The organism is Pirellulaceae bacterium, assembly GCA_029243025.1.
Classification (GTDB): Bacteria; Planctomycetota; Planctomycetia; order Pirellulales; family Pirellulaceae.
In genome coordinates this window covers 186,941-212,290 of record JAQWSU010000032.1, presented here as the reverse complement: position 1 = coordinate 212,290, position 25,350 = coordinate 186,941, and the positions used below count along the sequence as shown (strand labels likewise).

The 25,350-nt window shown below is 50.8% G+C and carries 12 protein-coding genes; 6 read left to right on the top strand and 6 right to left on the bottom strand.

Translation table 11 applies throughout. The features are described from left to right. Nucleotides 1-4: 4 nt before the first annotated feature. From P8N76_15250 to P8N76_15240, 3 genes are all read right to left on the bottom strand, one after another. Nucleotides 5-2,965, bottom strand: coding sequence for a DUF1588 domain-containing protein (locus P8N76_15250; protein MDG2383023.1), 2,961 nt, complete (start codon nucleotides 2,963-2,965; stop codon nucleotides 5-7). 8 nt (nucleotides 2,966-2,973) lie between these two features. Continuing rightward, entirely contained in the window at nucleotides 2,974-4,287 is a 1,314-nt protein-coding gene (locus tag P8N76_15245; protein ID MDG2383022.1) for a DUF1552 domain-containing protein, read from the bottom strand. A 434-nt stretch (nucleotides 4,288-4,721) separates the two neighbouring features. Further along, nucleotides 4,722-8,204 (bottom strand): hypothetical protein, encoded by a 3,483-nt coding sequence (locus P8N76_15240; protein ID MDG2383021.1) that lies wholly within the window; start codon nucleotides 8,202-8,204, stop codon nucleotides 4,722-4,724. 63 nt (nucleotides 8,205-8,267) lie between these two features. On the opposite strand from P8N76_15240, the gene P8N76_15235 reads away from it, so the two are divergent. Beyond that, the gene (locus tag P8N76_15235; GenBank protein MDG2383020.1) at nucleotides 8,268-8,498 is read left to right on the top strand and encodes a hypothetical protein; all 231 of its coding nucleotides are present in this window, start codon (nucleotides 8,268-8,270) and stop codon (nucleotides 8,496-8,498) included. Here the strand turns inward: P8N76_15235 and P8N76_15230 are convergent. After that, nucleotides 8,495-9,979, bottom strand: a complete 1,485-nt coding sequence (locus tag P8N76_15230; GenBank protein MDG2383019.1) for a hypothetical protein — start codon at nucleotides 9,977-9,979, stop codon at nucleotides 8,495-8,497. The two genes, P8N76_15235 and P8N76_15230, sit on opposite strands and share 4 nt — an antisense overlap. A 525-nt stretch (nucleotides 9,980-10,504) precedes the next feature. On the opposite strand from P8N76_15230, the gene P8N76_15225 reads away from it, so the two are divergent. Further along, entirely contained in the window at nucleotides 10,505-11,554 is a 1,050-nt protein-coding gene (locus tag P8N76_15225) for a cupin-like domain-containing protein (GenBank protein ID MDG2383018.1), read from the top strand. 292 nt (nucleotides 11,555-11,846) lie between these two features. On the opposite strand, the gene P8N76_15220 is transcribed toward P8N76_15225, so the two are convergent. Further along, nucleotides 11,847-13,163, bottom strand: coding sequence for a hypothetical protein (locus P8N76_15220; GenBank protein ID MDG2383017.1), 1,317 nt, complete (start codon nucleotides 13,161-13,163; stop codon nucleotides 11,847-11,849). Between the two features lie 491 nt (nucleotides 13,164-13,654). Here P8N76_15220 and P8N76_15215 point away from each other — a divergent pair, with 491 nt between their 5' ends. The 4 genes from P8N76_15215 to P8N76_15200 all read left to right on the top strand — a co-directional run bounded on the left by P8N76_15215 (nucleotide 13,655) and on the right by P8N76_15200 (nucleotide 24,486). Next, nucleotides 13,655-14,755, top strand: a complete 1,101-nt coding sequence (locus P8N76_15215) for a hypothetical protein (protein MDG2383016.1) — start codon at nucleotides 13,655-13,657, stop codon at nucleotides 14,753-14,755. Between the two features lie 712 nt (nucleotides 14,756-15,467). Then, nucleotides 15,468-15,689: an ankyrin repeat domain-containing protein gene (locus P8N76_15210; GenBank protein MDG2383015.1), complete on the top strand. Its 222-nt coding sequence runs from the start codon at nucleotides 15,468-15,470 to the stop codon at nucleotides 15,687-15,689. Nucleotides 15,690-16,289: 600 nt separating this feature from the next. Next, nucleotides 16,290-17,933, top strand: coding sequence for a radical SAM protein (locus P8N76_15205; GenBank protein MDG2383014.1), 1,644 nt, complete (start codon nucleotides 16,290-16,292; stop codon nucleotides 17,931-17,933). Nucleotides 17,934-18,072: 139 nt separating this feature from the next. Then, nucleotides 18,073-24,486, top strand: a complete 6,414-nt coding sequence (locus P8N76_15200) for an SDR family NAD(P)-dependent oxidoreductase (GenBank protein MDG2383013.1) — start codon at nucleotides 18,073-18,075, stop codon at nucleotides 24,484-24,486. Here the strand turns inward: P8N76_15200 and P8N76_15195 are convergent. Then, nucleotides 24,479-25,225 (bottom strand): thioesterase domain-containing protein, encoded by a 747-nt coding sequence (locus P8N76_15195; GenBank protein ID MDG2383012.1) that lies wholly within the window; start codon nucleotides 25,223-25,225, stop codon nucleotides 24,479-24,481. The genes P8N76_15200 and P8N76_15195 overlap by 8 nt on opposite strands. Nucleotides 25,226-25,350 lie beyond the last annotated feature (125 nt).

The window sequence follows — 25,350 nt, the reverse complement described above, 5'->3', positions numbered from 1 at the left end:
TGGATTAGTTTCCAACGAATGCGCGGTGCAAGATGATTTCACGGATAATCGCGCGCAGTGAGTGATCATGCTGGTCGGTGTTGGCGACAATTTCCTCGATGGCGATCGAGTCAGCTGGTGTCAATTCTCGGGCCAGAGCATAACGCAATAGATGCGCGGTGAACGCCTTTGCGAATCGTTGTCTCTGATTCACGAGTGCCTGTTTGAATTGGACCACATTTGAAAAGTCGTATTTCCTCATCAATGTTCCCGTCGCATCGACATCGCGACCATTCTGGTAGCGATCACGCCAGCGCCCAGTGATGTCAAAGTTTTCCAGAGCAAAGCCGAGTGGGTCGAGGCGGGAGTGGCAGCCGGCACAGTTGACGTTTTCGCGATGTTTGGAAAATTTTTCACGGATCGTGAGATTCTTGTCAGCTGCGTCCTCATTTAAAGGTGGGATATCGTTGGGTGGCGGTGGGGGCGGGTCATTGAGGATTACCTCAATAATCCATGCGCCACGTGCGATGGGATGCGTTCGCGTTGGTCCTGACGTCATGCTTAACATGGCTGCATTTGTGATGATGCCCCCGTAACGCGGGTCTTTTGCGGCTGCCCGTTCAAAGAGAGGGGAATGCAACTTGCGACGCAGCTCATCGTCGAAGACGCGCTGTGCGTTTTCTTGGGCCTTCGCTGGATCAACCGATGGAGCGATCCGTTCGAAGGAGGTTTGGGCGGCGGAAATCGACTCGGTCAGATGTTCGAGAGTTCGTTTCTCCTGGTCCGACAAGGCCGTCTGTAATTGTTGTTCCGTCACGTAATAATTGTTCCCACTAGCGGACGCAGCCACTTCTTCGGCAGTCAATGCACGATCGTAGAGGCGAGCCTTGTCGATCGTGACGCTCAGATATCGATCATCAGCCGCAGGCACATGTCGCAATCCAAAGATGACCGAGCTGCGATCTTTTGGGAAAGTTGCTTCGCCGTGACGATAGGGCTTGCCATAGGGTTGTCCATCTCGATACAGGCTGGTGGTTCCATCCGGTGCATAGATCATCACCAAATGTAGCATTTTCTTGATTTTGGTTTCCGGAGTTGACTCGGGGAAGTCCTCTGTGCGGCTGAAACCGTTGCTGCCAGAAATCCAATGTTTGTCCCTCCGTTCCCCGAGCACGATGGTGTCGAAGAAATCTCCGGGCCCTTGAATGCCCATGACGCCCCCGCCTCGCTGATTGAGATCGTGAACCTCGCACCAAACTTCTAATGATTTGGCCTTGAGGTCGATCGGTAAATTCTTGCTCAATAGGTAAGCCTGATTCAGCACAACTTTGTCATCGACAAAGTTGATTTCGCCGTGGGCCTCGAGGTCTAGCGAGCGTATGGACTCAGTGAGATCTCCGTTGAACTCCCAGGCTGCATAAGGCTTTAGGTCGAGCGGCGGCTGCGCCTCCGGGTCTTTTTTGATCTTTTCCAATAAGCGGTCTCGGATTGACTTCCGGAAAGCGGCCAGCGCCAGTTGGTGAGACTGGATGGTGGCTCGGAGTTGTTGGCGGCTTGTTTCTTTTTCTTTGTTTTCTGCAAGGATTCGCTGGCGGTCGACCCCAGGTGGTTTCAATTCCGAGTTGTACCAAGTCTTGAGGAAGTCACTTTGATACACCACCGGAGGGTTAATCAACTCACGAATGGGGCGATTCTCGACAAAGACCATGTCGAAAACGAGCAAGGGTTCTAGTACCATTTGCAAACTGGCGGGGAAGTTGCCGTCGAGGCGGAAGTATCTGTTCTGTTTCGGATCCGGTGTGACGGCAAGAACGTTTTCAAGCTGCATCCATTGCGCCGGAAAGGCGTCGAGAAAACGTTCAATTCTGGCGTCGGAAAACATCCGATCGATTGTCTTGTGAAGGGTTTGACGTTCTTTGAGTTCCCTCGTTGCAGCTAAGTCGAGCAACTGTTGGTCCGGACCGCTATTCCATAGAAAGAAAGAGAGGTTCGAGGCGAGTTCAAATGAATCGGTTTGATCGGATTCACCTGAGGAACGATACAGAAATAAGGGAGAGCTAAGTGCGGCTGAAGCGGTTTTCTTCATGCTGTCGCTGAATGGTAGACCGCGATCCAAACTGGCGAGCGTGTATGCCACGTAGCGGTCGATTGTTTCGTCGGGGACCGCGCTGCGAAACGCAAGCCCAAGGAAGGGTGTGAGGCGATTTCGAATTTCGAGAGTGAGATCAAGCTCTTTTGCAGGAGCTCGGAAAAAAGTTTTCCAGATGCCCACATTTTTCTCGTTGAAATCGGGGCTTTCGAGAATGGATACACTAAGTTGTAAAAAGGTGTCGAGTAAAAGGGGGGAGAGCGTTAATTGACTTGCCTGATTATCAAAACCGTGAGAAGCGCGTAGATCCTTCGGAAACGGATTGACACCCTGCAGGCCCGGTAAAGGTTGCATTGAATGGGATGTTACCTCAACTTGTGCTGGCATTTCGTTGAGATCGGTTTGCAGATATTGAGTTTGCCGGGTCATCAATTTCTCCGGCAGCGAAAATACGTCGCAACGGAGCTGGAAAATATCCTTAACCGCATTGTTGTATTGAAGACGGTTCAGGCGACGCAGGGGTAGGGCGGAGGGGCGAATGCCAGCCACCGAGTCACGCAGTATGGACTTAAATGTGACCACCAATTTGGATCGTTCTGATTCGGAAAGGCCTGGTTCGCCTTCGGGAGGCATTTGGTCGGCTTCAAGTATGTCTAATACGTTCGAAATCAGTTCTGGTTGCGACAGAAGTTGCGATCCCCTGTTGAATTGTTTTAGGTTGATTTCGCCCTTCAACTCTTCCCCGCCGTGGCAGCGTACACATTTCTGTGCCAAGAGCGGTTGGACGAAATCTTTGAATTCGTCCGCGCGGCTCCAGGGCGAAACCTGCAGAAGTGCGGCAACTATCAGATATCTTAGCCAGTGAGCTGGCGGAGTTTCGGTCATGAAACGTGCCATGGAATCACCTAGGTCCAAAGGTCTGAAACGACGCCTGTACTATCGCCAAAGCTGTCAATGGAAAGACCCATTAATTGTGCCATCGTGAGCCAGAGATTGGAGTTGAGCGTGCCGCTGGGACATCGGACGAAACGTCCTTGTTTAATCTTGCCTTGTGCTTTGCCTGCTAGAATCATCGGCAAGTCGTAGTATTGGTGGGTGGCTCCATCGCCTAAGCCTGCGCCATAAGTGACGAGCGAGTTGTCAAGCATCGTACTGCCATCAATCTCCTTCAGTTCCTTCATGCGCTTGATCAGGTAAGCAAATTGTTCCATGTGGAAGAGGTCGATTTTACTTACATTTTTCCAGCCATCCCCTTTTTGATTGTGTGTCATGTTGTGGTGTTGGACTGGATTGTCGAACACGCCCTCGTACAACAATGTGGCGTCCCACCGTTCGGGACCAATCATGAACGTACAGATGTTGGTGATCCCCATTTGAAAAGCCAAAAGCATTAAATCGCATTGCAACTTGATGTAGTCGCCGCGGGGAAGAATCTCGTTGGCTGGCAGGGTGATGTCTGCCTCGGCAATGAGTTCTTGCTGCTTTGCAATTCTGGTCTCGATAGATCGTACCATCTCCATGAACTCGCCCAACGCGTGGCGATCGTCAGGGTTGAGGCGACGCGAGAGCGTCTTGGCATCTGCGAGTACCAGATCGGTGACTTGAGTGACATGTTCCCGATAGCTGTCTCGAAGGAATAGTCGCTCGTATAGTATTTTCGGCTCGCGAATGGAGGGTGCTATCTTGCCGGGGCCATACCAAGAGATGTTGTCGAATTCAATGGCCTCCTTTCCCGCCGTGAATCCGTTGCAGCTGATTTCCAAGGTGTTAAATATTGTCGAGTTCCCCACCGCATCGCCAATTACCTGATCAAGGCTTCGACCGTTCGGGTGTCGGATACCCTGTTTGCTGGCTTGCTCGGGGGAAAGGCTTGTCAGGTAACAAGACGCACCTTGGGCGTGAACATCTTGCCCATTCTTATAAGTACGGTCCAGTCCTGTGAGCATCGTCACATCATCCAGGTGAGGAGTCAGTGGCGTCATCGTGGGCGTGATGTCGAAGGGATAGATGCCAGGCTTGTTCGGTATCCGCCGTTCATTTTTCGTCTTGTCGGCATTAAATCCACCAATGAATCCCGGGATTTCAGTCTGATCCTCTCCCGGAAAAAAAGAACGGCGAACGATGCCGTTGGGGATGTACATGATTACCATTTTTTGAGCGGGCTTGTGGGAGGTCGGCTCAGTGCTACTTGCCAGTGATGGCAGCCAGGGCAATGACATCGCAGCGCCATTCGCATACAAAAATTGTCTGCGCGAGAGGTTCATTTGTTGTTCTCTGGAAGGGGGACAGCAGTATTGGAGACCGCTTATTCTAACCCAAAATAAACGAAAGGGTTAAGTGGCGTTTGGTTTTCTACCCGAGACCGAGAAAGCTTTGTGATTGACTGCATCCCTGCCGCTGAACGACTCAATGTCGGTTGGATGCGGGGAGTCGCAGTGACCTAATTACCAACGACGTGATGCGTCGTGGAGCAACCGATCATCGAAGGAATCCACGCGCATAAGGATTTGCCGTCAGGGCTTCCGCGCGAAGTCGAAGCTCGATTGCCAACGATTTACCGTGTTTCACAAAAGCGTGCCCACATCGGAGGAAATCATCCATGATGAGGCGTCGTCGGTGGATTGAATCTGAGAGATTTGCTCTCGTTGGTTGTTCAGCGAGATTGGGTTGACTCGGTGCGAATGGTTTTACCGTTTCTGGATTCGGTGAGTTTGACGGCGATGCTACTGCCGTCACCTTCGAGTCCGTCGATTCGAATTTGCTGTTCCGTTCCGTCGACCAGTTGTACGTTGAGTTGGTTCGCAGAGGACGCATTCACCTGTTTTATTCGGGCGCGGTCCTCATAGGCTTCGATGACGGTTAGGAATCGTGCTGACGGACCGTGGATTCGCGAACCGTGCACGTAACGGTGTTCCTGAAGTTTTTCCGTTCCGTAGGGGTAATCTGCACCAATCGTGACATGGAGCGCCTTGGCGTTGAGTTGTTGCAGGTCGATTCGAATGATGCCGTTTCCCTGGGGTTGGGCTGAAATGGTTTCCCGATACGGTCTTCCTTGGATTTTGACTTCTCCACCAAAAAAGTCCGTGCCTGGTGCGAGTGGATTGCCGGCGTCAGTCGTCAGTAAAATTCCGTCATACGTGAGTTGTCCCATCGTTTCTAGCTTTGACAAGGGGATGCGTTTACCGTCTGCTGTTTCAATGCTGCCGTTCGCCCAGAAGAGGCTATTAACTCTTGGTGTCGGGAAGTGCCCTTTGCCACGCGCGTCGGTGTTGGTGGTGGCGAGACGAATCACGGATCCACCTTGAATAGGTAGACTCATTTCTTCACGACCAAGAATCCATGGCGAAAACTTCTTCTCTGCGATTAGTTTGTCGTCCAAAGTGATTTGATAGTGTGTCAACCCAGCCCGTCCTTTACCGACGGGCGCAGTCCCGATCATGACTTCATTGTCGATGGGCCAAGCGGAAAAGACGTCCATGTGTAGATTGCCTTCCTTGCCATGAAGGTATCCCCAGAATTGACTCGAATGCCCGTCAAACACGGTACGAAAATTGGCTCGCGAGGTGCCCGTCTTCCTGTACCAGTTGCAATCAGTGATCAGCTGAGGCGCCAGCAACGGGTTTGTGCTCATTTGATCCGAGTGACGTGGAGGCAGTTGAATGTCACCGCGGATGCCCTCAAAGCCTCGAATGTGAACTAGATTGTCAAAGGTGTGATCGACTTGTCCCTGCAAGTAGTCGGCAAGCAGAACGTAGTCGTCGGTAACGACCATGAGTCGTCGCTGCAGGACCGGTTCCGAAAAGTCACCAATGCTCGCGGGAGGCGGAACAGGTGTGGGGAGCGGTATGTAAATATCCTCTTCACGAGCCCGTTGAGGGCCCGTGAAGATCGGAGACTTATTTTTTTGCGGATTGGGATTTCTGAGCGAAAGTCCCATATAGGGTGGGTTGCACCACCGTGCATTGGTTTGCACCGCAGCAGCCTGCATCGCAGAGCCCGAGTGAAACATTAGTCGTTCGGACTCAACTGCCTCCTGATTTCGCGAATCGACGACGACCATGTTGTGATTTGCGGTGGACTGTACGTAAAAGCCATACATGAAGCTTGTGTAACCGTACCACAGCGAATGCCCGTTATAGAAGCTACGGTCATGACGCATCAGTGAGTTGAATGCGGTACGGTCAAAATGGCCATGGTAGGCTCCATGCGTTCCGTATTTTAGCGTCGCAGCAATTTGGTCGCGCGGATGTCGATCGGGTGTTTTTGATCGGAGTGTGGTGAGTCCTATACCGTCAGAGTAAGCCGATTCGGTGCCGATGGGTGGTGTTGTTTGAGGCAGTTCACCCACTCCGTACAACAGGCTTCGTCGCGGGCCGCGTTTGATCACCGAAGCATACTCAGGCTTTCCGTACATCATGTAAGCGAGCTCATACGCATCGCTTTGAGAGAATACCACTTCGACGCCGTCGTTCGCCGCGACCATCGTGCCGTCGTAGGCAAGATGTGGCAGAAAGGAGTCCCAAAGGCGGTCCAGCGTGATACGTGGCTGGATGTGTTTGCCAAACTTCTGGAATGGCTTGCCACCGTGTTCGCGTTTTCGAGTTTCAACGTCTTCGGGAAGCTGACGGAACTCTTTCGAATAACCTGGCGCAAAGAATTGGTCGATAAGGTTGATCCCAAACGGTTCAACTGCCAATGCCATTTTGCAAATGTATTGGGAGACCCAAATGTTGTAGTTTACCGATCCTTCATACCACCAACCATCGGGCAAGATGCCATTGGCCACATTGTCGTAGACCCCATCTGTCCCGCGGTAGAAATAATCAAGCCAGGCAAAATCTTGTAATGCCAAGGCTAATGTAAAACCACAACGAGCCTGCTGGAGTTCGAGATTGGCAACGCCGCTCAGATCGATCGTCTCCATTCGGTTTCGAAAGGCCTCCAGGATCGCAGTTTCTTCTTCTGCGGAAAATACACCCGAATCCTGAATCATGTCGTAAAGTTCGACGGATTGAATGAGTTGTTTCCCATCAGCGTTGGCGGTAATCGCATGTTTGGCACGTCGCGCGTAGCTTGGGTCTCGCGTGAGTTGCCAGGCGACGCCCAACGCCCAGTTTTGTTGAGGAGAATGATCTTTTGGTTGGTGTTCTGTATACTGTTTGAGCCCTTCTCTGGCCCAAGGATACTTTTGAATCTTACGGCGAATCTGTTGCCAACGTGCGGGTGTGTGAACCAGATACGGATGAGGTAAATGGCACGCGGTAATGAATTCGATGTTACCGCCGAGGGATCCGTTGGCTAAGGCAACGATCTGTTGTCGCTCGCGACCGCCCGGCGGCACGCGATCGGTGACGTTGACAATGAAGTTGCACGACTTGGTTTCCCCCGCGTTAAGCTCAAGATAGGGTGGCTCAACCCTTCCCGTCATGACATGTTTGCTGTACCGCGAATGAGTCAATGAAACCGACTGTTTTGAGTCTGAACAGTTCATTACATTGAGCAAAAATTTAACCTGACCATTGCGCTCGCCAGATTTCGAACGGATAGATGTATACAATTTCAGTTTATTGGCGTGGGTCAGTCGGATGCGGCGGAATGTTAGGTTGCCCGATTCACCGTCGGCGAAATGACCACGCAAGATGACCTTGTGAACCTTTTCGAATGTGTCTGAATAAGAGTGGTGATGATCAAAAGCGCTGAACGGAAGGTTGATCACCTGCTGATCAGATCCATGGACCGTAAACGCTGCACGCGTCGTTGCCTTGCTGCTGCGATATCCGCCAGATGCTTTTAAAGGCGGTGTACTGACTTCGATCGTTAGTTTGAGCGGACGTTCCCGAGGAATGGTTAACTCGAGACGTAAACCATCAAAATCGGACCAGTCTACTGCTTTGTCGTACTGGTATTCCGTGCTGCCCGGTAGGCTTAAACGGGCTCCCAGACGCGTTTGGGTGAGACCGGACCATTGGTCGGACGTGAGCGGGCCTCCGACGTCCCGCCAGGGGATGAGGTTTCGTTCACTTCCTTTGTGTACATTTGCCCCACCACGCGACTCTGCGGCATTGCCGGGAGTCGAAAGGGATTGCAGCGTGACGAAAAGGAAGACGGCAATCAGTAAGGAATGGTCGAGTTTCATCGGTGTTGCAATTCAGTCGCTGTGGGAAAATAGGGTTCGTCCGCTGAAACGTAAGCGAATTTAATGGCGTTGATTGATTGTTGCCAATTCAGAATCCCGTCCATTTTAGAGGATGTGGATGGTGACGGGGTAGAGAAAGTTGTTCCCGATTATCAAGGCGTCCAGGTCGTGGAGGGCGCGGATACCGAGTGGGACAATCTTTTACGGTGGCTCGGAGTCGCCGTTTCTGGCGGGGGACGCATTCCTGGATGTCCTGGGCAACGGGAGCTGCTGACGTTGATGCGGAGCGATTAATGGAAATCGGGGGGCGCCGTAATCAGCCCCTCCAACCATATTGCCTGCCGGGGATTGCTGGGTTTGCATAATAAGTGGACATCGCGGTTATTCTTCTCTGCCTCTCGCGCGTGATCGACGGAAATGCCGTAGGTCGAAAACTCTTTCACGTGGACAGTTCCCTTGATTGTATACTCGATTTTACTCAAGTAACGCCGCTTGTTGTCGACATAGAAGTTGGTAGACCGAACAGAGCGGAGTTGGCCCACGGCAAGTTTTCCATGAATTAGCAGCGAGCGACGACGACGACGCGTCAGGAACACAAAAGTGATTATAAGTGTTGAGGCGACCAGCATCGAGATGCTGATCACCACGAATAGTGCAGGATTATTTTTAATGGTATCGCCGGAATTTAAGGCGGTCAGCAGAAAAACGCATCCCGCAAATCCCATCGAGAGAGCGAATAACAGGAGGAAAAGAAAGCCGCAGCCGATGGAGACGAGTGGTTTCGGTAGATTGTGTCGCGGTGGAGGTTGGCTAATGAGTCGTTGGATATCGCTGTGTGCTATTAATGATGCGCGAACAACAGCGCCAGCGATGCCCGGTATCTCGGTAGCAATCTGTCTCGCATTTGGCGTCGGGATTTCATCTCGGTCCGCGGATTGACTGAGTTCGGTTGCTCGGGTTCTCAGTAAAACAAATATGGCGATTGCACTCGCGATCATCGTTTCCATGTCCTCACCGTCGTATACCTCCCCGGGACGGTAGATGACGAGTTGATTCTTCGAGGCATTGATTTGCCAGCCAGCGTGTTCCGAAAAATATTCCAGAAGCTCGCTGTTGAAGAAACCTCTCACGTGATCAGGGGCAGCACCGGAAAGTAGGTATTGTCGTGAGAAATCAGGATGTTCGTCGAAGTTGATATCGAGGTTTCCGACGACTGAAAATAGCAAGTTTGTTAGTTTGCCTTCTGGTGTCATCGTGAAACGGGGAAGCGAAAAACCGGCTGCCTCGATGTATACAATTGTCTCGTCGTTCGTATTCCCAGAATGATGGTTTTGAGGATCGGAAAAATCCAGATCTGCAATCACTATTTTGGCCAGATCCGATTCACGCCGCACCGCGTTGTGAATGTCGACCGTGCCCCGGTTGTCGAATATCCGTTCCAAGGATTCGGCCAATTCGTTTTCAAGTGATTCGGTTACTTGAAAGCCTAGTTTTTGCGCGGCCTGTCTTCGTTCTTTGGCTAATACAGCCGTCGAGAAAGTCTTGAAGGTGGACGCTCCGCTCAGATAGCCGAAGATTAGTGCACCATACCACCGAGAATGATTTTCGAGAAATCCGAGGTCGAAAGCTTTTCCTATCTGTTCAAGAAACATGCTAAAGAAAAACCAGCCCATCAGGCCGCCCAATAGGCTACCGAAGCAGGTGAAGATTATGGCGGAAAGATAAGCATTTAGTTTCCCGGATGATCCCTCAGATTGCGATTTAGAGGTGTTCATGTTTGATCGAGTAACGCTTTGGTGTTTCGTGAAGAGCTTAGCAAGCGTTGTTGCTAAGCGTTGTTGCTAAGCGTTGTTGCTAAGCGTTGTTGTCAATCAGGTTGTCATTTGGCTACTGAGTTTAGCTTGACTGTGATACAGGGTCCAGCGTGGAGATGCAGGGGCCAGCGTGGAGGCTTTTGTTGCGAAGATCCGGAAGGAATGTCACCGAGCATTTTTCTGAATTGGCGTTCCAGGCGAAAAAATGGGCGTCGCGTCGTTTTGTTCTGCTCGTGAAAAGCGAAGTCGAACGTTTGTTCAGCAGAGTGAAAATCTGCATCATCGGCGGCAAAATTTGTGTACAGCTTTTGAATCGTTGCGATGGATTCCGCGTATGTCCGGGAGGGCAATCGCCGGACGAGTCGACAGCAGTATAAATGACTGGAATTTGAAATAGTCCGTGGCTAGTCTGGAGTGAATATAAGATGCAATGACTGACCGTGGGTATGGTATGCGTGGACCGTTTGAAGTGCGGAGTTCAAATTGATGAATAAAGCTATGCGGGCTGAACGCTCGGTTTCCTTGGATCCAAATCGTTTCCGTGACCGCGGGGTGGATGTGGTTGATGTTCGCCACTTAGGCTATGAGGCATTCCGTGAGCAATATGTCAATCCATCTATTCCTTGTATTTTGCAAGGGGTGATCGAGACCTGGCCTGCCTACCATAAATGGACCAAGTCGTTTTTTCAGGACCAGCTTGGCCAACTTCCCATCCTTTATCATCATGTTTCGAATGACGGGCATTCTCTGGATTGGTTGAAAGGGCTTCCTGTCACCACCGTTTCTGACTTAATCGACAGACTTGATCGCGGTGAAGCGGTGAAGCATTTTGAAGTTGCCCATCCCTACTACGATTTCTTCGGAAAGAACCCTTCGCTACTCGAAGACCTTGACTTGAAAGATCTCGATGCGTTGTTTCCGCCGGGGAAATTCTTGGGGCTTGATCGATCCGATTCAAGAGCGTGGCCTTTTGTACCACCTTACACACCCCAGTTATTCATTGCCGGAGCGAACGCCGTTTCCAGCGGGCATTACGATCCAGATCACAGCCATACGCTTCATTGGTGTGTATGGGGGAATAAGACGGTCAAAATGTTTGCCTATGATGAATCAACAAGCGACGCGATACAGGCGGTTTGCAAGCTTAATCTCTATGAAGCGTTGGATGAGGAAACGATCGCCGAAAATCCTATTCTTGAAGATCTTGAGGGGTGGTCGGTAACACTTGAGCCCGGTCAGTTGCTTTTTATGCCAAGTCGGACATGGCACTTTTTTCGATATGAAGAGACTGCGATGTCGTTTGTTGCCCGTTGTCGATCATTTGACGATTGGTCTGGGTATCGAGCTTTTTCGGAAGACTCACAATCGCCGGTTTGCACACTTGCATTTTATGCCCAATTGTGGCGGGCCTGTGAACGACGCGACCGAACCTTGGTGGGGCAGATATTGGCGAGCCAGCCAACGTTGTCGGTACTCCTTGCAAGGTGCTTTTTATTGTTTGTTCGTGTTTTCACTCGAAATTCGGGTAAGTCTTGACTCAGCTGAACGTTCCGTATTTTTAAAGCATCGATAACGTTGTCGGCTCTTTGAAGGTACCCTGCTGAGACTTACGGCCAAGCTTGTGAGTAGGTGTCGGACGCTTTGGATCGAAAACGCCATCCTGACATGCTCACCGAAAAAAAAGGTGGAGCCGTACGAGCCACGTTGCTGAGCGTCGTGGCGTCGCATGGTCTCCACCCTTTGGGTCGTTAGAAGTCTAACGCGATTTTCGACTTCTATCGACAGGCTTGAAAGCTTGGCCCTTGCCAACTCAAGCTTTCAGGGATGCTTAAGCGAACACTCTTTCAAAGATATCGTCGACAGCATTTGGGACCACCTCAAACCCTGGGGGGAATGGGCCTTCGAAATCTTCTTCGTTGAAAATGTCGTCGACAAGGTCGACAGACGAGTTAAAACGAATGGTCGGATCAAACTCGGGCAACGGAATGAGTACGGGAGGTTGGGGCGGGCGAATTCTCGTTTGCTCAAATCCACCGGAACCGAAGGCGAGTACCAGGTCGGATGTCGTGAAGTCACCATCGCGGTCGAAGTCTCCCTCTTCCCATGTGGAATTGTTATTGATGCCATCCTCGTACTCACCGGCTTGCATAATCTGCACGATGTCTGAAGAATTAAAGCGACCATCATGATTTGCGTCACCCAGTTTCCACATCCGGTGTTCGCTGAAGTAATTCGATCGACCACTATCGTCATGGAAGACGTCGTAGGTGCCGACGATGAGATCGCCGCTCTCGAAACGCGAAGTTACGAAAGTTGATTTGAAATCGTGGTCGTAATTCGCAATCGCGTATTCAGGAGTTTGATCGGCAATGGAAGAACCCAGTTCATGCATCTCCGTCGCCCCCCAGTTGCAATCGGTCGGGAAACAGGATCCATAAAAGTTGAGTAACAGGTCTTCTTGGGCTTCTGACGGCGCCGTGTCCGTTATGTCCGCTCGGGTGATACCACCTGTGTGAGGGTTCGAGTTTACCCAGCTTCCTGCGATGACGTTCTGGAGTTCGTTGTTTCCGAAATCTAAGATTTCGTGCATCGATCCATTATTCGACAACCAATATCGCTCGTGGAAATTTTCACGATTGCTGTCATCGGTGAACACATTGTAGAGATCGACCACCTTTCCCAACGGCCCATTCAGATCGATGGTGACGGTTGATTCCTTGAAGTCGGGGTTCCAGGATCCGATTGCATAGTCGGGGGTTACGTCAGTCACTGAGGTTGTCAATAGATCGAGATCGGTTTTACCCCAATCACAGTCAGAAGGAAGGCAGGAGCCCCAGGCTTGAATCTGGGGACCACCTGGTCCATCAAAAATCTGAATCTTGGTGAGACTTCGGGTGTTGTCGTTGGCGTTCGTCCATGTTCCAGCCAGATTTGATGGAATGACGACCAAATCGTCCTTCTTTAAGTTCATACCACTGTTGAAATCGAGCTTTTCCTCGCCTGCCTGGACCAGCATCGTAGGATCGGGCTCCTGAGGCTGCGGCATCGCATCGACGAGACCACCAACGAGGTCAGCAGCCATCAATTGCCGATCTTCCAATCCTTCGATCATTCCAAAACGGCGTTGGTTTGTGCGTGGCAACATGTTCATTTCTCCCAGGATTCAGGGCTACGCGAAGCGATTTCGCATGGGTTCCGCAACGAGGACGAGTTGGACGTTCGACGGTCAGGTCGAGACCGTTGGTTGAAGCGGCCAACACTAAAACGACATCTCTCAGGGAACCGGTCGCGCAAAGGAGAAAATTTTTAGGGAAGTTGGGATCAAGCGGTTTCCGGCAAAAAGGTCGGTTGCATCACCGCAGCGGCTCAGGCCATGTCTGACCGTGGGGCCCGGGGCCGCGGGAGCATCGTAGGAGTAAATCGCACGAATTGAGTGAATTGAGCTGGGTAATCGGTCCGCCTTTTGCGCACTAATCAATAATCCGATTGGAAGCGGTCAGCCCGTATCCTTCTGTTCGCTTGTCCCGGATATGGCTACAAGAAATGGCTGTCGCAATAGATGGTTGAAAAGCTGTGTTGTATTGATCATTTTTGCGATCCGGTAGTACCTGACGAATTTTAACGGTTGGGAAAAAAATGAATTTACAGCGTTCGATTTGTAGAAATTTGGTAGCTCAATGGGGGGCTCGTGTTGTCATTGTCGTCTTGGTGGTTGCCTTTCTGTCCATTGAAAGAAGTTTTGGCGATGATGAATCCTTGCAGTTAAAGGCGCCTGCGTCATGGCAGGAATTTGTGAAATTCCGAGTTGCGTCCGATAGCTTGGGCGTCTGGGTGAGCTCAGGTGAAACACAGGCGATGTGGGAAGGTATTCCGGCTGGAATTGATTACAGCGAAACGAATTCATGGGAACTTGCCAATGGAGGAAACCGCATCGAGTCGTCGCACCATATGAAGTCAGTGGACGGTGACGTGATTACGAGTGGAGCCGGCTACTCCTTTTGGGATGAGGAGCATCGACAGGTGAAATTAATGTATTCTGGTTTTGACACCGGTAAGCCCTTCTCCGGAATTTCGACGTTGATGGGTATCGATAAGAAAACAGGTACCGAGCGTTGGAGCCTTTTCGAGACGAGCCGCGGCGTGACGACTGAATATGTTGTTGAGCGATGGACGGTTGACGCAAATCAACGAATCGGAAAGGTCAAAGCGGTGCAACGCGAGGGGCAGTCGGTTGACGGCAAGCCTTGGACTGTGGCGATGAAACGAGTCAATAAACTTGCCTCCGTTCTCGCCAAGTTTGACATAACGGGGACCTGGGAAGCGGAAATACGTGACGGTTCGAAATTGATCACTAGGCACACCCAGGGCCTTGATGGTCGAGCTGTTTTTGGTGGAAACGAGATTATCAAGGCGGATGGATCCAAGGAAGAAATGGCAGGACACGTGATGTATTGGGATGCGGGGCGAGAGCGTGTCGCTTTTCACGGCATTGGAAAGACAGGCGGGTCGTGGCATGGTGAAATGGTTTCTCTGACGGTCGACGGAAATAAATCGACGATGGTCAGCCGATTTCAGGGCGTTGGCGATCAGGGAGAATCCATCTCAGCCACGGTGACGCGTGTCTTGGAAGGCGACTCGATGACACGTACATTTAGTGACATGTCGTTTTCAAACATGGAAGAAACACCCGCTCGATTTGACCGTCCGACTACTTTCCAACGGATCAAGAAACCTTGATCCGCTAATCCGATCAGATCGTCAGAACGACGGAGGGCTCGGTTTGGCCTCCGTCCAAAAATTTGCGGCCGTTTGGCACGAATTGCTGAATTGACGCATTCTTTTGTCTTTGACCTTTTTCCCGTCAAGACTTTTCTGTTCGACGGAAAGACCCCGTTCGCCGATTCAGTGATTGGTTTGAAAGCTGCGCGTCGTAATGTGTGGAGCGGGAAACAGGTGTAGGGAAGAACACAGAACGCAAAATGATTGGCGACTCGTTACAATGTGGCAAGGCGTTCACCGGTAGATCGATGGCCAGGGTCGTATCTAGCACTCTGCCTCGTGCCGAAGGCAAGGTGGGGACTGCTTGCGAAAAATAGAAAACGATTGTCAAAGAGGTGATGGGTTCGTTCGTTGGGGGAACGAAGGTGACTCAGGTAAGGGGAACGGGAATGACTGATAAGATGATCTCTCATTTCACAGTGAGAGAAATGTTGGGTGCGAGGGCGATGGGGGAGGTATTCCTGGCTCATGATCCAAAACGGGATCGGGCCGTTGCAACCTAGCTGTTGCTGGAGGTTGGGGGGTAATCCCGACGAAGCAGAATATCTGCGGGTTTTGCAGTGCTTACGAAGTTGGGAAATGGGCCGGGCCAGAGGTTGCTCAGCTGATTTTGGCATCGGGCGCGAATTTTAAAGCTCGGAATAATCGTGGCTACGATGCACTGCAGGAATTGGTAGACATCCGTGGCACGGCGCGACAATTCGGGGGGAACGATTTTTCTCGCTTTGCCGTTTCAGATCGTCGACTTGAGGTGGCTGCCCTGTTGGTCAAAGTCGGTATGGATCCAAACGCGAAAAACGGCGACCAAGGTTCGGCCATTCAAATTGCAGAAACGCGAGGAGATGACGAATTGGCCGATCTACCGCGGAAGATGGCGAAATTAATGCCGTAACGGACCAAACGCCAGTCCGGTGCAGACTTCTAAGGCCGACGCCCCTTCTGGCGTGCGGTAATCTCTCCTGATTGAGAGATTCCTTCGCTTGAATGGTGGGATGCGCTCTTTACGGTGGAGATGCGAATTATCCTAACATGTTAATATGAAAAGATTTATCGATCGTCGGGGTCCTTTCCGGACCGCGCGGTAAGGGGGCATGCTGCATCCCAACCTGCCTTCCACTGAGTGTGAAGTGGGCCTGACTTGCTGGGCTAAACAGGAAAGATAGGTGGTTTTGGGGGTGCGAGTGGCGGTAATGCGACATATGCTTTGGTGATTACCGGCTACGGCTGGCCTCTCGGTGGAAGACAAAAAAAGCTGAGAGAGCTAAGTCATGGTCCGGATTGAAAGAAGCAGGTGATCCACGTCGAGGGATGGTGAAATCAGCTTTCAGCTGGCTGTCTGTGATGGCCCCGTGAGGTGTCTGAAGTTCTGCGAGAGTATGAGCTTTTTGATACCCAGGTCGTTTTCTGGCTCGCATCGTGCGTGTGTATCCAAACTGGAACTTGTACGTTTTGCAATTATCAACTCGTTACCTTTTCACGATTTGTTGGGCACATGATTATCAAAGGGAAATCGTTAGACGTTTTATTGATTACCGACGAACACACGGAGGATGAGGATCAGTCGTTCATTACGAACAAAGACATGATTCGTGAAGGCGAGACATTTTTTTCCCAATCGGTAAAAGATAAGTTGGATGGACTGCATGCGAGAAACTCTCTGTTGTTCCCCGTTGAAATGGACGGTGAGCAGGTTTTTCAAATTCGGTTGCCACATCGTCCCTCATTGGCACTCTGTGATTTAGCAACGGTGATCGATCGTGCCGGGTACAGTGTTTGCGTACTTGACAACGTTCGGACATTGCCTTGGCGCTATGAGCAGCTGAGGAGCATTATTCAGCAAAAATCGCCGCGTGTCATTGGGATTTCAACAACCTTTCTGATGGTTTCCTCCTACATCAAGCAGCTTGTGAAAAAGCTGCGAGAAATGGCGCCGGATGCAAAAATAATTCTTGGTGGGCAGACCGTTCGGGAGCTGTCTGAGTTGCATGATTGCGCGGACTTCGCAGTGTTCGGTGAGGGCGAAGTGGCGATGCTTGCCATTCTCAAGTCCCTCGACGGCGATCGCGATCCCAGCACGATTCCCAACATTGCGTTTCTCGACGACGAGGGGCAACTTCAATATGGTTCCAGCATAGAACAAGGGATTATGGTCGAAGTGCCGGGTAAGCCCTTTAAGGCGCGCGTGGATGAGGAGATTCCAATTGCGGATTGGAGTCTCTACGGTCGGAATCGCGATGGCGTTTACAGTATCGAGTTCTCACGGGGCTGTAAGTACAACTGCTTTTATTGCACGTACGATCGAGGAATGAATCTTCGAAGTCTCGACAGTATTCGAACGGAATTGGTACGCAATGCAGAAATGGGAATCACCAAGTATCGCGTCGCAGATGCAAACTTCACCGATGGACCGGGAAGATACAAGCGCTATCCACACGATATCTGCCAGCTCATGATTGATCTTGACCTGGGCCTTCAATGGTCCTGTTATTCGCGAGTTGATGATATGACTGACGAACTTGCGGATTTATTAATGCGAGCTGGTTGTTTCGGAGTCTTTTTCGGCGTTGAATCCGGTGATGACCGAATTCTCAAGCTGATGCGCAAAGGACATGATGTGGCAGACTCCTACAAAGGTATTGCCATCGCCCAAAAGCACGGTCTGTTTGTGCATTCGAATTTTCTGGTGGGATACCCGGGAGAGACTCGGGAAAGCTATGGAAATACCTTGGATTTTATCGAAAGATCTCGGCCGGACACCGTTACTTTGGGGATCTTTTTTCTTCCCCTGAGAGCTCCCGTTAATGGTCCGCAATTCAAGGATTACGAGCTTGACGGTTTTGGTTTGAACTGGCGCCACGCAACGATGGATTCGGACACTGCTAGAAGACTAGTGGCGGAAGGGACGTCGTATTTGGTCGATCAAGGGCTGGTGTTTGGCAATGAGTTTGAGTTTCAGGGCATGATGTCTGTCGGATTTTCTGCTAACGATGTTCAGGGGATTCTTAAGTCTCGAAGTCACAAGCGAAGATCAGGGCTAGCCGTAAGGAAGGTGGCGGATCATTGCCCAAGTTGGCTTATGAAAATGGCGGAACAGAACGGAAGAGACGTGAGAGAAATGGAATTAGTCATTTCTTGAAATTGTTCCGTTGAGATTTGTGTTGATGCAATGTGGTGAGTAAATCGCAGACTGTCGTTGTCTTGTTTGAAATCCAAACAAATGTTGTTTTGGATTTTAACCGGACAGGCAATTATTTCACTGTTGGTGGCGAGAGCTAATGATTAAAGCGAATGAAGACATCGGTGTAATGAATCAGCCAATCGCAGTGGTTGGTATGGCACTACGGGCACCTGGAGCGTACACGCTGGAAGAATTCTGGGATAATTTGCAGCGTAATGAAGATTGCCTACGTAGGATGAGTCGGTTTGAGCTCGAGCAGGCTGCTCTCTCGTCATCGCATTTGACGGATCCCACCATCGTGCATGCCAAACCGATGGTCGATGACCTCGCATATTTTGATGCCAATTTCTTTGGGATCTCGGATTCGATGGCAAAGCAGATGAATCCGACTCATCGATTCTTCCTTGAGTGTTGTTGGGAAGCGATGGAAAACGCTGGGATGAAACCGGGCGATAAAGATCAAACTACAGGGGTGTTTGTTGGGGGCGAATTTGAAGATATCTCGTATTTAGCGAATCAGCTCAACACGGACGATGCGAATATGAGTGACGGATTCGCAATGCAACTCGGGAATTTTCCCGATTATCTTGCCTTGCGAGTTTCGTATGAGCTGGACTTAAAGGGGCCCAGCATGGTCAGTAATGCCACCTGTGCAACTTCGCTGATCGCGGTCCAGCAAGCGGTGCAAAATTTGCGCAGCGGTGTCTGTGATGCGGCTTTCGCAGGGGGGGCCAGAGTTGAGTTTCCCGCTGTCCCTTATTATAAAACGGGCATTCAAGGAATGCGTTCCACGTCAGGTCGGGTGCGTCCCTTTGATGCGGCGGCTGATGGCACCGTGTTTGGGAATGGTGTTGGGGTCGTGTTGCTAAAACGACTCTCAGATGCTGTTCGGGATGGTAATCCAATCCATGCTGTAATTCGTGGTGTTGGCCTCAGTAATGATGGACGCCCAGAAGAAAAGCAGAGTTTTGTTGCGCCGACGGTCTCTGGGCAGAAGCAGGCTATTCGACAGGCATTGAAGGACTCGGGATTTAGTCCGGAAAGCATTGGATACGTGGAATGTCATGGCACGGCGACCGAGATAGGGGATCCTATTGAGCTTCGCTCGTTGACAGAAGTTTTCCGCGAGTCGAGTGATTCGATTGGTCATTGTACAGTCGGCGCGGTAAAGGGACATATCGGTCACCTGGGCGCTGCTGCGGGTATTGCTGGATTGATCAAAGCATGCTTGGTCGTCTCGAAGGGGCGGTTTCCGGCGCTTGCGAACTTTGAAGAACCGAATCCCAAGATTGACCTGTCCGACAGTCCGTTTGTGATTGGGGCAGAGAGTCGCCCTTGGGAGGCAAATGGTCTGCCCAGGCGTGCTGGGGTATCGTCCTTCGGTTTTGGAGGGGCCAACGCCCACCTGATTCTTGAGGAGTATGTAGCTCCGGTCGAAGAAACAGCCTTAGAAAGTGATTTCGATCGCCCACTGCAGATTTTACCTTTTTCCGCAAAGTCGCAGGCTGCACTTGAACGGCGCATAGCGGATGCGGCGTCCTTTTGTGAAAAAAATCCAAACGCCTCGGTCAAGTCGATCGCCCGGACACTACAGAACGGGCGGGTTGCGATGCCCTTCCGAAGCTGTCTTGTGACGTCCTCGAAAACGGGGGCTGAGTTAGTCGGTCAGGTTCGTGAAATACAAGCATCTCGGCGGCCGACACGTTCCAATCGACCGGTCGTGTTTCTCTTCCCTGGCCAGGGATCGCAGATGCCGGATATGGGAAAAGAACTCTATGAAAATCAACCGTTTTATCGCGGAATCGTTGATCGGTGTGCGGAAATCTTAGTTGGAGAGATCGGGTTTGATATCCGGGAAAAGATGTTTCTTCAGGAAGGACAATCCTTTGAAGAAGCGAAAAAGGAACTTTCTCAAACCTTTATCGCACAGCCGGCTTTATTTGTTGTGGAATACGCATTGAGCAAGTTACTCGAAAGCTGGGGACTGCGAGCGGCTGCAATGCTGGGCCACTCATTGGGTGAACTGGTGGCAGCATGCTTGGCGGGTGTCTATTCGTTGGAAACCGGATTGAAGCTTGTTGCACTTCGCGGTCAGCTGATGCAAAAGTGCCAACCCGGCTCGATGCTTGCGGTCTTCCTCTCGTTGGAAGAGTTGGAACCGATCATGCCAGAAAATTTGGATTTGGCGGCCATTAACAGTCCGACAAGTACGGTGGTGGCGGGTCCCGATTCGGCGATTTCAGAATTTGCAGAGCAGTTGGAAGCAAGCGGTATTGGAAATCGTTTGCTTGCGACTTCTCATGCCTATCATTCCAGGATGCTTGATTCCACGCGAGAGGAGTTCCGCACTGAGTTGCGGAATTTCGAATTTCATCCTCCTGTCGGATGTAGTATTTCTAATGTTAGCGGTTTGCCGCTAACCGAAGTTCAGGCGAGAGATCCAAATTACTGGGTAGAGCAGCGTCAGAATCCCGTCAGATTTTCGGAAGGTCTCGGGAATTTCCCTGCTGAGGATTTTCCGATTTTCATCGAGGTGGGGCCTGGCAGAGTACTGAGTCGGTTCGTTGCACAGCATGATTCGAGATTCGATACGATTACCTGCTTGAACGAAGGGGCGGGAGATGTTTCTGTTGGTGCCGCCGCGGTTCTCGAGACGCTTGGTAAAGTCTGGATGCTTGGCGGAGATGTCGATTGGAACACAGCCGCTGCTGAAAATTCAGTTCCAATGCTGAGAATGCCCGTTTATCCGTTCCAACGCAAATTTTATTGGACTGACCGAAATGGAACGAAGGAGGAAACGGATGCGTCGTATCCGCTTGCTTTATACGAGCCGGGTTGGAGCAAAGCAGAGTTCAATGAGAAACCCGTATTGGATCAAGAAAATCAATGGCTTGTCTTCGCCGATGCCTGGGGAGTTGCCGAACAAGTAATCGACCAGGTCGTTGGTTCTGATGAGCGTTGCGTTAAGGTGGAGAAGGGAGATCGGTATGAAAGAATCACGAGCTCTCACTATCGGATTCGACCTGCTTCAAGCGATGACTTCCAGAATCTGCTCAGGCAGATTGATTTTGATACGGACAGTCCGTTACGTGCTTTGCATTTTTGGAATTTGGGCCAAGGCGAAAAACTTGATCTAGAAATCGACGTTTTCCAAGATGCCTGTTCCCGCGGATTCCATACCCTCACCAAGTTGGTTCAGTCTGCACATGGCTGTCAACTTTCCAGTCAATTGACTGTGCAGATTTATGCCGATGGTGTTTCGCAGGTGGACCAAATCAATGAAAGCCTCAGGCCCGAAAATGGTTGTTTGCTTGGTCCCTGTTTGGTGGCGCCTCAGGAGATTCCAGGCCTCGCCATGCGGTGTATCGATTTGCCCGTTCCACCCGCGGGAGGATATGCATCCGACTTACTCGAACGTATTGTGGATGAGTGTCGGTTTGATGACACGAGTACGTTGACAGCGATACGTAATGAATCACGATATGTTGAGCAACTGTTCGATCTCATCGAAATTCCCAAGGGAACCTCGCGCCTGCGTTCTGGCGGGACCGTCGTTATTACCGGGGGCGTCGGAGGGCTCGGAATTTGCATCGCGGAAAAACTCTTCGACTCCTCGAAGGCCCGGCTTGTTTTGACTAGCCGCTGGAGCCCGCCGCCCCGAGAAGAATGGCCGGAATACGCGACTCGAGACGACAAAATCGGTCGGGCAATCCAACGGATCTCTCGCCTAGTGGATCGCGGTGCCGAGGTTCACATCGTTCAAGCGGATGTGTGCAATCGAGAGGATCTGCGTCGAGTTGATGCGGAAGCGAGGGCAAGGTTCGGCGCTGTTCATGGAATCGTTCATGCGGCTGGCATCCTCGATGACGGACCTGTACTCCACAAGACAGTGGAAAGTGCCGATAAGGTATTTATGGCCAAGGTCGGCAGTGCCTACCTGTTGGAGGAGATCTATGGAGACCAATATCTCGATATGTTCGTCCATTTCTCTTCGCAAGCGTCGTCACAACCCAATAAAGGCCAAGTCGATTATTCCGCAGCCAACGCAGTATTGGATCGCTTAGCTCGCCGCAGGTCGCAGGCGGGTCGTGGGCTTGCCTGTGCGATTGGCTGGGGAGCATGGCGCGATGCGGGGATGGCGTGGAGTTATCAGAGGACAGAATTAGCATTGACGTCGTTGTTTGATCAAAAACCGGATAGCCAGCCTCCGCTCGATTCGATTCGCGATGTAACGCATTCGCTCTTGGAAAAAAAAGGTGCGTATCCGAATGGCAGTGTTTTGTTCAGCGGCAAGATGGCGGTCGACAGTCACTGGGTTGGTACCGAGCACGTGGTCAATCAAGATCGATCACAAGGAATTGTTTCTGCAACGAGCATCTATGAAATGGTTCGTGCTGCGTATTCCGAAATTGATCCAGCGGCGCCAGGCATAGGACTGAACGGTGTGGTGTTGTTATCTCCGTTTGTGGTCGGTGCAGAGACAGACTACGAACTGATTTTTGTTCCATTTAGAGAATCCTATCGGGTTGAGCTTCGATCAAAGCATGACGGTGAAAAGAACGGATGGACGATTAACTTTAAAGCAGAAATCAAAACCATTGAATCATCCCCTTCTGTCGCTTCTGAAATCTTGGAGAAATTTGAAGCGTTGAAGAAACAGTCGCTTGAGCCTTCCCGGAAATTTGATTGGGCTGGACCTCGATGGCACTGTGATTGGGTGGCCCAGAGCGATGATGATTCGATTGCCACTCGTGTCCGACTCCCTGACAAGTATCTCGAGGAATTAAACGAGTACGTTCTGCATCCGGCCCTTCTGGATAGGTCTATTCACAATGCAATGGATCACCTTGTTGGCGCATTGATTCCATTTTCTTGCGATGCTTGTCGAATTTACGGAAGCCTCCCTGCTGAAACCTTTACCTACGCCACGCGTGTGGAAGGAGAATCGGCAAACGGATGTAATCTTGTTATCGCGGATTCGTCTGGTAACGTGCTGGTCGAGCTGGACAACTATTCGTTGCGAGCGACTGATGATGGGTGGGGTGGTTTTGGCGCAATTGATGAGGAGAAAAAAGACCACAGTATGGTGGTTGGGAAAATCGGAGCACTGAATTCGTTTGAGCCACGAGATTTGTATAATCTTCCCATCAAACCGACGGAGGTTCGCCTGAGCATCGCAGCGACCGGCTTGAACTTTCGAGACGTGCTGTGTGCCCTGGGCCAGATGCCCAACGCGGAAGTTGAGAGATTGAGACTTGGAATGGAGTGTAGCGGTATCGTGGAAGAGGTTGGCTCCAAAGTGCAGGATTTTAAAGTAGGTGATCGGGTCGTCGCAATCTCGAACAGTTGCTTCGCGACAAGCGCTTTGGTGGATTCCAATGCGGTAAGCTTTTTACCCGAGAGTCTCACTTTCGTCGAAGGCGCGAGTATTCCGATTACCTTCCTGACTTGTGAGTATGCTCTAAATCAGCTCGCGAAATTGGAGGCGGGAGAACGCGTATTAATCCATGCTGCGACGGGCGGTGTGGGACTTGCTGCCATTCAGATTGCCAAACGAATCGGTGCGGAGATTTTTGCGACGGCAGGCAGTGATAAAAAGCGTGCCTATCTTCGGGGACTTGGCATCGAACACGTTATGGATTCTCGAACGCATGATTTCGTCGAAGAAATCATCGGTATCACCGAAGGAGAGGGGGTAGACGTTGTGCTCAATTCTCTGGCGGGGGATTTTATAGCGGCCAATTTTTCTGTTCTCAAGCCGTTCGGTCGCTTTCTGGAATTGGGAAAGCGAGACATGTTTGAACACACTGAGATCGATTTATTCCCATTTCAAAATAACCTCTCCTATTTCGGTGTTGATTTGGGCCAGATGATGAAGTTTCGACCGGAAAAATTTCACGATATGTTTGGTTGCATGATGCTAGATTTTGCCACGGGACGCTATCGTCCCTGTCCGGTGACGACCTTCAGTCTGGCGGATATCGGTAAAGGATTCGAACATATGGCTCGTGCGAAGCATATCGGCAAAATTGTCATCACCACGGAGCATCCTGCTAATGCGGTTGACGATGAGTTGAATCATTTCCGAGCGAGATTTGGTGCGGGAATCAGTTTGGTGGATGGCCTCGAAGTGTTTGAACGTTTGGTGCGTTCCGATGAGACTCCAGCGAATGTGGTTGCCAGCGCGGAAGCGTTGAATGTCAATGGTTTGGTCGAAAAGCATCATGCCGATCAGATCGCTGTCCGGCCCGTTGATACGCCATACCGGGAAGCGACTCGCGAAAATGAAATAACACTCAAGCAGGTTTGGGAAAAAACGCTTGGGGTAGAACCCGTCGGTATCGATGATGACTTCATTGAGCTGGGCGGTGACTCGATTAGCGCCATCATCATACAAACTTTTGTTGAGGAATCGTTGGGGATTAATTTACCGCTCACCGCACTATTTCGAAACACAACGATAGCCAAGATCTGCGATCAGATAGATAAGGAGTTAGTGAAGGTTAGCTGAAACGTATCAAAGCGTCACTGATTTCATTTGCTAACGTGGTAACGTCTGGTGCTTGCAGTATCGAATCGGTGGTGCCGCCGATGAGTCGTTCGATGTAACCATCAGTGGTTAAGTGGTCCCAGCCTTTGAAAACCGTTTCGGGGTGCTGTGTCGTCCTGATCTGAAAAATTGGTGCTGTAATCGGTTTCGCTCGATAGCTGAACGCCAGGTGAAGGTGATGGGTGGTGACGCGGGTAAAGTGATCGCGAATATCGATCGGTAATAGGGATAATTTCGATCCAATTTGCGTAACGATTTCGGTCGCAGCCTTTCCAAGGTCTTCGCCATATTCCGACGAATACAGTTTCAAAGGTTGGGTTGATTCGGCGACGGCGGTTTCAGCTATGCCCACTGAAAAAGACTCGATTAAGATCAACAACGCGACCGTTTCACCTGCGGCTTCCAATTGGGTGACGACCTCCATGGCGGGAGTTGCCCCAAAACAGTGTCCCGCCAAGAAATATGGACCTTCCGGCTGTATCGACTTCATTTCGGAAACGAATTGGGTGCCCATCTCCTCAACGGTTTGTGGTTCGATCCGTTTGTCTTCCAAATCGGGAAACACAAACGAGTGGATCGGCCGAGGCGGAGAAATGGACCTCGCGAGTAGTGTCAACGATAACGAGGTGGTAGCAGCGGAAGGAACGATGAATAGAGGGGGGCCGCTGCAGTTTTCAACGAGTGTAACACTTAGTTTCACTTCGATTTCCTGTTTGTTGCAGAATTATTGGTAGTAGGGATATGCGCCTTCCTGGTTTTGTAGGAAATGCGCTTCATCGGGATTGGTGCACTGCACCCCCATTATTATTGAGCTACATATTGTGG